13 protein-coding genes and 1 tRNA gene are annotated in these 11189 nt (G+C 62.8%); 12 read left to right on the top strand and 2 right to left on the bottom strand.

Annotated features, from left to right (window positions below; all coding sequences use genetic code 11):
• Positions 1-1324, top strand: a 1324-nt coding sequence (locus QMZ05_RS27765) for a sodium/proton-translocating pyrophosphatase (RefSeq protein WP_353703653.1), incomplete at its 5' end; no start/stop codon positions are given.
• A gap of 223 nt (positions 1325-1547) precedes the next feature.
• Positions 1548-1703: a hypothetical protein gene (locus QMZ05_RS27760; protein WP_167351864.1), complete on the top strand. Its 156-nt coding sequence runs from the start codon at positions 1548-1550 to the stop codon at positions 1701-1703.
• A gap of 15 nt (positions 1704-1718) precedes the next feature.
• On the opposite strand, the gene QMZ05_RS27755 is transcribed toward QMZ05_RS27760, so the two are convergent.
• Both QMZ05_RS27755 and QMZ05_RS27750 read right to left on the bottom strand, forming a co-directional pair.
• A complete protein-coding gene (locus QMZ05_RS27755; RefSeq protein WP_353703652.1) occupies positions 1719-2726 on the bottom strand; it encodes a tripartite tricarboxylate transporter substrate binding protein in 1008 nt (335 codons plus the stop codon).
• 119 nt (positions 2727-2845) lie between these two features.
• The gene (locus QMZ05_RS27750; RefSeq protein ID WP_279706386.1) at positions 2846-3325 is read right to left on the bottom strand and encodes an outer membrane protein assembly factor BamE; all 480 of its coding nucleotides are present in this window, start codon (positions 3323-3325) and stop codon (positions 2846-2848) included.
• 137 nt (positions 3326-3462) lie between these two features.
• On the opposite strand from QMZ05_RS27750, the gene QMZ05_RS27745 reads away from it, so the two are divergent.
• From QMZ05_RS27745 to QMZ05_RS27700, 10 genes are all read left to right on the top strand, one after another.
• Entirely contained in the window at positions 3463-4014 is a 552-nt protein-coding gene (locus QMZ05_RS27745) for a ubiquinol-cytochrome C chaperone family protein (protein ID WP_353703651.1), read from the top strand.
• A complete protein-coding gene (locus QMZ05_RS27740) occupies positions 4011-4595 on the top strand; it encodes a DUF177 domain-containing protein (RefSeq protein WP_353703650.1) in 585 nt (194 codons plus the stop codon). The genes QMZ05_RS27745 and QMZ05_RS27740 overlap by 4 nt, the downstream gene beginning before the upstream one ends.
• Before the next feature lie 321 nt (positions 4596-4916).
• Positions 4917-5978, top strand: a complete 1062-nt coding sequence (gene plsX / locus QMZ05_RS27735; protein WP_353703649.1) for a phosphate acyltransferase PlsX — start codon at positions 4917-4919, stop codon at positions 5976-5978.
• On the top strand, positions 5975-6952 hold the full coding sequence (locus tag QMZ05_RS27730; protein WP_353703648.1) for a beta-ketoacyl-ACP synthase III: 978 nt from the start codon (positions 5975-5977) through the stop codon (positions 6950-6952). Before plsX ends, QMZ05_RS27730 begins: the two co-directional genes overlap by 4 nt.
• A gap of 130 nt (positions 6953-7082) precedes the next feature.
• Positions 7083-7418: an integration host factor subunit alpha gene (locus QMZ05_RS27725; RefSeq protein WP_353703647.1), complete on the top strand. Its 336-nt coding sequence runs from the start codon at positions 7083-7085 to the stop codon at positions 7416-7418.
• A 128-nt stretch (positions 7419-7546) separates the two neighbouring features.
• Positions 7547-8140, top strand: a complete 594-nt coding sequence (locus tag QMZ05_RS27720) for a MerR family transcriptional regulator (RefSeq protein WP_353703646.1) — start codon at positions 7547-7549, stop codon at positions 8138-8140.
• Between the two features lie 85 nt (positions 8141-8225).
• A tRNA-Pro gene (locus tag QMZ05_RS27715) sits at positions 8226-8303 on the top strand.
• A gap of 205 nt (positions 8304-8508) precedes the next feature.
• Positions 8509-8985, top strand: coding sequence for a hypothetical protein (locus QMZ05_RS27710; protein WP_353703645.1), 477 nt, complete (start codon positions 8509-8511; stop codon positions 8983-8985).
• A gap of 835 nt (positions 8986-9820) precedes the next feature.
• Entirely contained in the window at positions 9821-10603 is a 783-nt protein-coding gene (locus QMZ05_RS27705; protein ID WP_353703644.1) for a hypothetical protein, read from the top strand.
• Between the two features lie 256 nt (positions 10604-10859).
• Positions 10860-11168, top strand: coding sequence for a hypothetical protein (locus tag QMZ05_RS27700; RefSeq protein WP_353703643.1), 309 nt, complete (start codon positions 10860-10862; stop codon positions 11166-11168).
• The last annotated feature ends 21 nt before the right edge of the window (positions 11169-11189 follow it).

The raw sequence follows: 11189 nt of genomic DNA, 5'->3' as shown, positions 1-11189 counted from the left end.
CGGCGGCATCTGCATCATCACCTCGATCATCGGCACCTTCTTCGTCAAGCTCGGCGCCAGCCAGTCGATCATGGGCGCCCTGTACAAGGGCCTGATCGCCACCGGCATCCTGTCGCTGGTCGGGGTCGCGGCTGTCATCAACTGGCTGATCGGCTTCGGCAAGCTCGAAGGCGCCGATTTCACCGGCATGGCGCTGTTCGAGTGCGGCGTGGTCGGTCTCGTCGTCACCGGCCTGATCATCTGGATCACCGAATACTACACCGGCACCGACTATCGCCCGGTGAAGTCGATTGCGGCGGCCTCGGTCACCGGTCACGGTACCAACGTGATCCAGGGCCTCGCGGTCTCGATGGAAGCGACCGCGATGCCCGCGATCGTCATCATCGCCGGCATCCTGGTCACCTACAGCCTGGCCGGCCTGTTCGGCATCGCGATCGCGACCGCCACCATGCTGGCGCTGGCCGGCATGATCGTCGCGCTCGACGCCTTCGGCCCGGTCACCGACAACGCCGGCGGCATCGCCGAGATGGCGGGGCTGCCCAAGGAAGTGCGCAAGTCGACCGACGCGCTCGACGCGGTCGGCAACACCACCAAGGCGGTGACCAAGGGCTACGCGATCGGCTCCGCCGGTCTCGGTGCGCTGGTGCTGTTTGCGGCCTATAATCAGGACCTCAAATTCTTCATCAGCGACCCCAGCGCCCATGCCTACTTCCAGGGCGTCAAGCCGGACTTCTCTCTGAACAATCCTTACGTCGTGGTTGGCCTGCTGTTCGGCGGCCTGCTGCCGTATCTGTTCGGTGCGATGGGCATGACGGCGGTCGGCCGCGCCGCCGGTGCGATCGTCGAGGAAGTGCGCCGTCAGTTCCGCGAGAAGCCCGGCATCATGCAGGGCACCGACAAGCCGGACTACGGCAAGGCGGTCGACCTGCTGACCCGGGCGGCGATCAAGGAAATGATCATCCCCTCGCTGCTGCCGGTGCTGTCGCCGATCGTGGTCTACTTCCTGATCTATTTCATTGCGGGTGGCGGTGCGGACGGCAAGTCGGCGGCGTTCTCGGCGGTCGGCGCCATGCTGCTCGGCGTCATCGTCACCGGTCTCTTCGTCGCGATCTCGATGACCTCGGGCGGCGGCGCGTGGGACAACGCCAAGAAGTACATCGAGGACGGCCACTACGGCGGCAAGGGCAGTGATGCCCACAAGTCCGCGGTGACCGGCGACACCGTCGGCGATCCCTACAAGGATACGGCGGGCCCGGCGGTGAACCCGATGATCAAGATCACCAACATCGTGGCGCTGCTGCTGCTGGCGGTCCTGGCGCACTGAGCGGCGCGACACGAATAAACGTAACCCCCGCGGTGCAAGCCGCGGGGGTTTTGCTTTAGGGGGACGCGAGATATCGCAGCGTCATTGCGAGCGGAGCGAAGCAATCCATCCCTCCACATGTGGAGAAATGGATTGCTTCGTCGCTGTCGCTCCTCGCAATGACAGTGTATTCCGCCAACGGAATCCGCTGAGAACCAGACGCCAACCAAACGGAGATCAATCGATGTCGCTCTCATCCGCCCGGAACTATGCGCTCCGCGCCTCCAAGTCGCAGGATCAGAAAGAGGCCATCGAGCTGCTGTCGCAGGCAATCATGGAGCTGGCGATGTCGATCGAAGCAACCGACGCCAAGGTCAAGAAGATCAACAAGTCGTCGTAGCATTGAAGGCGGCCGTCACTTGACCTCCATCTGCAAGCCTTCCTTCTCGATGATCGCGGCGAACTTCTTCGTCTCCGCATCGACGAAATCGGAGAATTGCTGCGGCGTGCCGTAGTCGGCGCGGGCGCCCATGCCGGCGATGTTCTTCCTGACGTCGTCGCGTTCCAGCATCGCCTTGATCTGGCGGTTCAGCTCGTCGACCACGGGCGCTGGCGCGGTCTTCGGCAAGAACACGCCGAACCAGGACGCGACGTCGAATTTTGCGAGTTCCGGCGCGCCCTCGCGCATGACAGGCAGATTGGGCGCGGAGTCGCTGCGGTCGGTCGTGGTGACGCAGAGCCCGTTGAGCTTGCCGTCCAGCACCTGCGGCAGCGACGGATAGAGATTGTCGAACAGGATCTGGATGTCGCCGGCGAGCCCGGCCTGCAGCGCGGGGCCAGCGCCGCGGAACGGCACATGCGTCATCTTCAGTCCGGTGAGTTGCAGGAACCAGGCGCCGGTGAGATGAGGGCTCTGTCCGGTGCCGGACGAGCCGTAGGTGAGCTTGTCGGGGTTCTTCTTCAGATAGGCGATCAATTCGGGGATCGACTTGATGCCGGTCGACGGATGCGCCGAGACGATGTTCGGGATCCGGATCATGTTGGAGACCGCCTGCAGCTGGTCGGCCTTGTAGGTCAGATTGCGGAAGATGCTGAAGGCGATCGCGTTCGGGCCGGGATTGCCGATCAGGATGGTGTGGCCGTCGCCCTTGCTGCGCGCGACCTCTGATGTGCCGATGGTGCCGCCGGCGCCGGAGCGATTCTCTACCACCACCGACTGCCCCCAGAGCGGCTGCAGATGCGCGGCCAGCAGCCGCCCCATCACGTCGGTCGAGCCGCCGGCTGCCGCCGGCACGATGATCCGAACCGTCTCGGTCGGCCGCCAGTCGCCGGCCCCCAGGCTTGCGCGCGGCAGGATCGATGCGGCCGCCAACGCGGCCGTGCCGGACAATACCGTACGACGGGAAAAACTCTTGGCTCTCACGCGCTTACCCCCTGCTCAGGCTCTTGTTTGTGAGCAAGCCTAGGGGACCGCTTGCCCATCGGACAAGCGCGACAACTTGGCGCAGTTTTTTCGCGCTAAAGCGCGATGCGTTGCGCGCGCTAATTGAAGCTCAGCAGCTTGAACAGCGGTGTCAGATACGACATTTCCTGGCCCGACGTCGGCGTGGACCGGCTGACGAAGTCGAAGATCTTGCCGTCCTTCAGGCCGTAATTGGCGAGCCGGCGCACCTGCCGGTTCTTGTCGAAATAGACCGCGATGACGCGCTGGTCGACCACCCGCTGATTCATGAAGGCGACCGGACGCGAGGTTCGTTGCGAGATGTAATAGAACACCTCGCCGTCCAGCGTTGCGACCGTCGAGGGCGTGCCAAGCACGATCAGCACCTGATCCTGGCTCGCGCCGATCGGAATCTGCTCGAGCGCGCCGTCGGGCAGGATGTAGCCCTTCTGGAATTGCTCACCGGCGCAGCCGCCGAGCGCGGCGGCGCAGAACAGGCCGACGACTGCGATGGCGCGGAAGCGCGTGAAGAACCCGCGCGCGGAAGCCGCGCGAGACGGTTTGGGAAGAGTGTGGTTCATCGGCGGAACTGATCCGTCCCCTTGCATCGGCCGGAGCATTGACGTACCGGGCAGCTCAATGGATTGCAATCATGCCGAGCTCCAATGGGCGAGCCCTCAACAGGCGTCCTTTGGGGGGCCGGCAGCCGGAACCCGCTATGCTTTGGCCGTTCAATCACTTCAAAAGACCCCCGGTGCCCGCGCGCAGCACCATTGAGACCATCTATGGCATGATCGTGACGCAGGCGCGAGAACCGTTATTTTACCGTGACTTGGGCGTTCCGGACACGGTTAACGGCCGTTTTGACCTGCTTCTGATGCACCTGTGGATGGTGTTGCGACGATTAAAATCCGTCGAGGGCGGTGGGGAGCTGTCGCAGGCCCTGTTCGATCACTTCTGCATCGACATGGACGACAATCTCAGGGAAATGGGCGTCGGCGACCTCACGGTGCCGAAGCGCATGCAGGCGTTCGGCGAGGCCTTCTACGGCCGCACCGCGGCCTATGACCTGGCGCTGAACGACAGCGACCAGGCCCTGGCCGAGTCGTTCTGCAAGAACATCCTCAATGGTCAGAACATCGACAAGGCCCGCGAACTGGCCACCTATGCCCGAGCGGCGCTGGCCGGATTGGCACGCGCCAACCGCGAAGCGCTGACGCAGGGCGAATGGCGCTTTCCGGCGCCACAGACTGCGGGGAGTGCGGCATGAGCGGCGGCAGCACAGGGCGGACTGATGCGCGTGATCCTTGGCGGGTTCTGATCAACGTCGCGCAGATCCCCGAGACCGGCCTGCATCGTGCGATCGTAGCCGACGAAGCGGCGCGCAAGGCGATGGCCGATGTCGGGGAGTTGCGGGAGGTCATCTCCGCGCAGGCGGAGTTCGACCTGCAGCCCAAGCGCGACGGCAGCTATCACGTCACCGGCCGGGTTCAGGCGAGGGTCGGGCAGACCTGCGTGGTGACGCTCGATCCGATCGAGAACGAGATCGATGAGCCGATCGACGTGATGTTCGCGCCGCCCGAGCAGATTCCGCAAATGGCCGACCTGGTCGACGACGCCGAGGAGAGTGACGAGGAGACGCCGGATCCGCCGGAGCCGATCGTCGGCGGCTTCATCGACATCGGCCGGCTCGCCACCGATGCGCTTTTCCTCGGCATCGACCCGTATCCACGCAAGGTGGATGCGGTCTTTGAACAAGCGGTTGAAGCGCCTGACCCGGAAAATCATCCCTTCGCCGCCCTGAAGGCGCTGAAGGGCAAGGCGGACGGCAAGAAGCCCAAGGGCAGTTAAAGGCAGCCGAGGGGTGGCCGGCGTCACATTTGCGGGGATGGCTCGCCTGCGGAGCTGCGCGAACGGCGTCCGCGGTCACTTCAAATAAGTGTCACAATACGTTGAAATACAATGTATTTCTGATATATCTTAATGCGTTGCGTGACGGTTCGGCCACTGCCTTGTTTGTGGTCAAGAGGTTGTGTCGGACCGCGGACACGCTATTGTCGCGGCCCGGCCGGGACCCGAGTTGGTGTTTCGCCGGGCGCCGTTGACGGCGGTGACTTCAAGCTCGCGGTCTTCGTCTGAAGGGCTGCGGGAGAGCAGGCTTCCGGGACGTTCATGCCTCATAAGGTTCGAATCGCGCTTGACGCCATGGGGGGCGATGTCGGCGCTTCCGTCGTCATTCCCGGCGCCGCGATCTCGTTGAGCCGTCATCCCGACAGCGAATTCCTGCTGGTCGGGGACCAGGCCCAGATCGAGCCGGAGCTCGCGAAACATCCTGCGCTGAAGGCGGTATCGAAGGTGATCCATACCGACGTCGCCGTGAAGAATGACGAGAAGCCGAGCCAGGCGCTGCGGCGGACCCGCCGTGCGTCCTCGATGTGGCTGGCGATCGACGCGGTGAAGCATGGCGAGGCCGATGTCGCGGTCTCCGCCGGCAATACCGGCGCGCTGATGGCGATGGGCGGGATCAATCTGCGGACACTGCCCGGCGTCGACCGCCCGGCGCTCGCCGCGGTGTGGCCGACGCTGCGCGGCGATTCGGTCGTGCTCGATCTCGGCGCCTCGATCGGCGGCGACGCCCGCCATCTGGCGACGCTGGCGGTGATGGGCAGCGCCATGGCGAGCGTGCTGTTCAATCTCGAGCGGCCGACCGTCGGCCTGCTCAATATCGGCTCCGAGGAGATCAAGGGCCACGGCGAAATTCGAGAGGCGGCAGAGATGCTGCGCGCGATGAACTCGAACCAGTTCGACTATATCGGTTTCGTCGAGGGCGACGCGATCGGCAAGGGGCTCGCCGACGTCATCGTGTCGGAAGGGTTCAGCGGCAATATCGCGCTGAAGGCCGCCGAGGGAACCGCGCGCCAGATGTTCGCGCTGCTGCGTGAGGCGATGTCGTCGAGTTGGCTGGCGCGGATCGGCTACCTGTTTGCCCGCGGCGCGTTCCAGAAGCTGCGCGACAAGCTCGATCCCAACAAGTCGAATGGCGGCCTGCTGCTCGGCCTGAACGGCGTGGTGGTCAAGAGCCATGGCGGCATCAACGCGGAAGGCTTTGCCTATGCGGTGGATGTTGGCTATGAGATGGCCCACTACGATCTCCTCACCAAGATCAATCAGATGCTCAACCGCGACGGCAGCGCCCTGGTGCAGGCGCAGACCGCGCAGGAGGCTGTCTCGTGACTGCGATACGTTCGGTAGTGCTCGGCTGCGGCTCATATTTGCCGGAGCGGGTTTTGACCAATGCCGAACTGGCTCAGCGAATCGACACGTCGGATGACTGGATCGTGCAGCGCACCGGCATCAGCGAGCGGCACATCGCCGCCGATGACGAGTTCACCTCGCATCTTGCGATCAACGCGGCGCGCGCCGCGCTCGCCGACGCCAAGATCGACGCCCAGTCGATCGACCTGATCGTGCTGGCGACCTCGACGCCCGACAACACCTTTCCGGCGACCGCGGTCGCGGTCCAGCACGCGCTCGGCATCAACCACGGCGTGGCCTTCGACCTGCAGGCAGTGTGTTCGGGTTTCGTCTTTGCGCTGACCACCGCGGATAATTTCCTGCGTTCCGGCTCCCACAAGCGGGCGCTGGTGATCGGCGCCGAAACCTTCTCGCGCATCCTCGACTGGAACGACCGCGGCACCTGCGTGCTGTTCGGCGACGGCGCCGGCGCGGTGGTGCTGGAGGCGCAGCAGCAGTCCGGCACGACCGACGATCGCGGCGTGCTGACGACGCATCTGCGCTCCGACGGGCGCCACAAGTCGAAGCTGTTCGTCGATGGCGGTCCCGGCTCGACCAAGACGGTCGGCTATCTCCGGATGGAGGGCCGCGAGGTGTTCAAGCACGCCGTCGGCATGATCACCGATGTGATCGTCGATGCGTTCAACGCCACCGGCTTCACGGCGGACGACATCACCTGGTTCATTCCGCACCAGGCCAACAAGCGAATCATCGACGCGTCGGCCCACAAGCTGCATATTGCGCCGCAGAAGGTGGTCTTGACGGTCGACAAGCACGGCAACACCTCGGCGGCCTCGATCCCGCTCGCGCTGTCGGTCGCCGTGAAGGACGGACGCGTCAAGAAGGGCGATCTGGTGCTGTTCGAGGCGATGGGTGGCGGCTTCACCTGGGGCTCGGCGCTCGTGCGCTGGTGAGCGCTTCGCCTAAAAGTACGGATATTTCGTAAGGTTCTTTTCCAGCGTGCATGCTGGTCGCTGTTGACCATTGCGCGCTAAGCTTTTAATTTCAGTCAAGAAATTGTTCGCCGAGAGTGCGGGGCAGGCGATGACGACGGGAACCGGAAAAACAGTGACGCGTGTCGATTTGTGCGAGGCGGTCTACCAAAAGGTAGGTCTGTCGCGCACGGAATCGTCGGCGTTTGTCGAGTTGGTGCTGAAGGAGATCACCGATTGCCTGGAAAGGGGCGAGACGGTGAAGCTGTCCTCGTTCGGCTCCTTCATGGTGCGCAAGAAGGGCCAGCGTATCGGCCGCAATCCAAAGACCGGCACCGAGGTGCCGATCTCGCCGCGGCGCGTGATGGTGTTCAAGCCGTCGGCGATCCTGAAGCAGCGGATCAATGGCCACGTCGTCACCAATGGCGACGGCAGCAAGGCCGACTAGGGCGTTTTCAAGCGAAGTGGATACCCGGTTCGCGTGAAGAAGACGCGCCAGAACCAGAGTCTGGAGTCCCGTTCCGATTCAATCGGAACGGACGAGGCTCCAGGCATTGAAGCCAGAGGAGCGGGCATTTGGACAAGGCGCCGGATGCGTTCCGTACCATCAGCGAAGTCGCGGACGAGCTCGATATTCCCCAGCATGTGCTGAGATTCTGGGAAACGCGCTTCGCGCAGATCAAGCCGATGAAGCGCAGCGGCGGACGCCGCTATTATCGCCCCGACGACGTCGACCTGCTGAAGGGCATCCGCCGGCTGCTCTACGGTGAGGGCTACACCATCCGCGGCGTGCAGCGGATCCTCAAAGAGCACGGCATCAAGTCGGTGCAGGGCATCGCCGACCAGACCGCGGCCGTCTCGTTCGGCGCGGTCGAGGAGGCGGTCGGCAACAGCATGGCCGAGCCCGACGACCTCGAGAGCAATGACGGCCTCGATTTCGACGGCGAGGAGGGCGACGGCGACGAGAAGGGCATCGACTACCGATTCGTCGATCCCGACGAGGATCCGATCCTGTCGACCTACAAGGCGCATGCCCAGCCGGGCAAGGCGCCCGCTGCGCCGCCGGTGCGGCCTTCCGTTCCGGCAGTGGATCGGGAGCGGCTCGAACGTGTGCTGCAGGAGCTGGTCGCCTGCCGGCAGATGATCGATACGGCGATGAAGGACGGCTGATCCCGGGAACCGGTGCCCGGATTGCAGTCCTTAAGGGCCTGCTGCGCCTTGCGCGAACGCAGGATCGCAGCTAATGGAACGGCATCGGAGCGTGGCGCAGCCCGGTTAGCGCACTAGTCTGGGAGACTAGGGGTCGGAGGTTCAAATCCTCTCGCTCCGACCATTTTTCCAACGAAAGATCAACATCATCCCCGGTTCCTGGGGATCGGAGAACTAAGCGATTTCGGAACGAAACGGCACCGAATAACGCGGTTTGCGCCAAAATGTCCCGAAATAGTCCCGAAGGTCGTTCCTGCGTCGTTCTGCAGGCGCCAACATGGACGTCTGCTCGTCGCCGTTGATGTCGCTCCTCGCATCGGGAGCGATCGATGAGCACACGCAAGATTCCAAATCCCCCCCGCGCCCCCCTCAAGGCAGGCGAGACCAAGCTCCCGCAACCCTCGCGAAAGTTACTAGCCCGGCTTCGGGCGAAAGCGGAAATCGATTTGATCCGTGTCGCGTGGACTGCCGCAGGAGAGAGCGCGCGACGGCAATTTCTAGCCGAGTTGATGTCGCCGGCCTGCAAGAGACCGAAACGAGGCGGATGGACCGCCTCTACTCCTGGCGACGAAGATGCAACGGTAGGCGAATTCGTCAAGGCATGCGTCATCGCTGATGTTGGCCAACGCGTGCGATCAACGGTGTTGTACGAAGCCTATCGCGGTTTCAGCATCAACAGTGGCAAGGAACCGGTCTCGCACAAGACTTTCTCCCTTCGGCTGTCGGGCATGGGATATCGGCGGCACTACTCGAACGTGATTTGGTTCGTAGGCCTTCGGCTCATCGACGGGGGTGATGCATCGTGAAAAGGGCCGCTTTCGTACCTTCTGGGAGGTTGCAAGCTCCCACGGGAGGATATCGCTGGGAGCTTGAACCGCAACGAAATCAACGCGTGGGAGGATACGGGAGCTTATTCTGTACATGCATGCACGCGTGTGCGCGCGCGCGATGCACACGATGGGTCATAATTGAAAGCCTCTATGCGTGCGTAGAAAAACTCCCAATCCTCCCAAAATATAATCAACCTCCCAGAGGTATTGATCTATCAGTCCTTTTGAGAGCAGGTCGTTGCGTTCGCAACCATTTAAGCTCCCATGATCCTCCCGATAATCCTCCCGTCGATGTGTTGCTAAAAAAGCACCGACGGTTTGCGATGGTCTGGCGAGAGTTTGCAAAAACCCTCGCGATGGAAATTCGTATATTCCTTCATGATGTTGGTCGCTGCTGTGCGAGGGTTCGAGGGTTTTCGCGCGCGCGTATAGAATTCGCGGGAGAGGCGAGGCGCATGCGCGACCCTGTGATTTCCAACCGATATGGCATAAGCGAAGTGCTTTGCGCGTATACGGTAAAACCCTCGTACCCTCGCAATTCTTGGCTTATCCATCGGCCATCATTTATGAATTGCACTATTCAAACCCTCTCCAGACCCTCTCCAAACCCTCGCAAACCCTCGCGAAGGAGGATTCAACCTTGTAGATCGCGATGATCTTGGAGCCGAGCTGTTCGAAGGAATTCGCAAACCCTTCTGGCCTCGGCTTCCGCCGAAAAAGATGTACGCGATCGGTACATCTTTTTGAGACTGCCGGTTGAAGTCCGGCGCAGCCCAGCAAATCGAGAGGACGATTATGTTGGAGCGAATGAATGAAACCGCTGCAGGATGCGTTCTCGCTGGACGTGACGGCGGAACTAGCGAAGCCTGTGCAGCACAAGCGCGAGCGTCCTGTGTCGGTCATCGCGGGCTACGTGTTCGTTTTCTTCTGGGAGACGGATGCGAACCTGCAGCGCGTGGTGTTGCAGCTGGATGATGCTAACGGGCGGCTGTTAGGCGTTTCCTTCCTAGACTGCTCGGGCCGCCTGTGGTCCTACAGGCACGAGCGGTACCGATCCTTTGAGCAACCACTGGCAGGGATCAGGTTCAAGGCGCTGCTGCTACCGAAGGCCGATGGCCGGACGGTTCAAGTCCAGCCGAAGCAAATTAATCCACGATTGCCGCACGCTGCCTGGGGCGAGCAAGTCAAGGCGAACGCTGGCCATCTGCGCGCCGTTCGATCCCGGCAACAGCCGATGCCTGTGCGGATCAGACCACGCTCGCAAGACCGCCGCCTCCTTAGCTGCCCTGTTCGCCGAGGGGTAGGGGGTTTAGCCGCCCTGCCCGGCAGGGGGGCGCCAACCGCGCCAGCAGCCATTCGCAGGTTTTTTTGTCGCGAGTTGAATTTTCGAGGGCTCGATCGGCGACGCCGGCAACCGGCGACGCGTCAGACCGCTTCCGGTGGCCGTGCGTCGTCGTGTGGGCGTGACGGGAGAAACTCCGGTCGAGATCCGTTCGATCGCTCCAGCGCGCCGGCTGCGCGCTTCCTGGCCGACCTGCGATGCTTCGAGCTGCCGCCGTTCGCCGAGCCGAATATTTTGCAGGCACGGTCATGAGGGGAAGGCAGCTGTCGCTCGACCTGGTGCAGGCGACCGCATGCGTCGTCTGCGGAATGCCGTTCGAAGTCACGCGTCAGCGAGGGCGGCCGAGACTTTTCTGCGGCGACACATGCCGCCGGCTTCAGCAGCGTCGACAGATTCGCGAGTGGGAGGCGAGGCAACGGCAGGACCTGAGGTGCGAGGAAGCCCAATGATATTCGCACCGCGGATCCAGGCTATCCTCGATCGCCTGCAGCCAGACGATCGTGCGGAGATGGAGCGAGAACTGATCGCGTCACGGCCGGCTCACATCAAGCGCATCCAGCGCAACGAGCAACGAGACCGGGCGATTCGACTGCACCTGGCCTCGTTTGGCAGCGGCTCACGTCACGCGAAGGCATCAGCATTGGCGGCAGAGCTCATCCGCGAGCTCGCGACGCACGGTAACACCGGCAGCAGCGATCCGAAGTCCGTTTCGTTGCGTAACATCCTGGCGCTCAACGGCGGCCGCCCGATCGGCCGACGCCAGATCGAGAACATCGCGACCGGCGCGCGGTCAAAGTTTGCAAAAATCTCCGATTAAAATTTCAAACCCGAAGTGCCA

This window comes from Bradyrhizobium sp. INPA03-11B (assembly GCF_040446015.1).
In the GTDB taxonomy this organism is placed as follows: domain Bacteria; phylum Pseudomonadota; class Alphaproteobacteria; order Rhizobiales; family Xanthobacteraceae; genus Bradyrhizobium; species Bradyrhizobium macuxiense_A.
The sequence above is the reverse complement of the archived record's forward strand: the minus strand, read 5'-3'. Positions and strand labels throughout refer to the sequence as shown.

Coding starts and splice junctions, on each gene's coding strand:
- QMZ05_RS27760 (WP_167351864.1), top strand. CDS start 1,548: ATGTCGCTCTCATCCGCCCGGAACTATGCGCTCCGCGCCTCCAAGTCG.
- QMZ05_RS27750 (WP_279706386.1), bottom strand. CDS start 3,325: ATGAACCACACTCTTCCCAAACCGTCTCGCGCGGCTTCCGCGCGCGGG.
- QMZ05_RS27745 (WP_353703651.1), top strand. CDS start 3,463: ATGCTTTGGCCGTTCAATCACTTCAAAAGACCCCCGGTGCCCGCGCGC.
- QMZ05_RS27740 (WP_353703650.1), top strand. CDS start 4,011: ATGAGCGGCGGCAGCACAGGGCGGACTGATGCGCGTGATCCTTGGCGG.
- plsX (WP_353703649.1), top strand. CDS start 4,917: ATGCCTCATAAGGTTCGAATCGCGCTTGACGCCATGGGGGGCGATGTC.
- QMZ05_RS27725 (WP_353703647.1), top strand. CDS start 7,083: ATGACGACGGGAACCGGAAAAACAGTGACGCGTGTCGATTTGTGCGAG.
- QMZ05_RS27710 (WP_353703645.1), top strand. CDS start 8,509: ATGAGCACACGCAAGATTCCAAATCCCCCCCGCGCCCCCCTCAAGGCA.
- QMZ05_RS27705 (WP_353703644.1), top strand. CDS start 9,821: ATGAAACCGCTGCAGGATGCGTTCTCGCTGGACGTGACGGCGGAACTA.
- QMZ05_RS27700 (WP_353703643.1), top strand. CDS start 10,860: ATGGAGCGAGAACTGATCGCGTCACGGCCGGCTCACATCAAGCGCATC.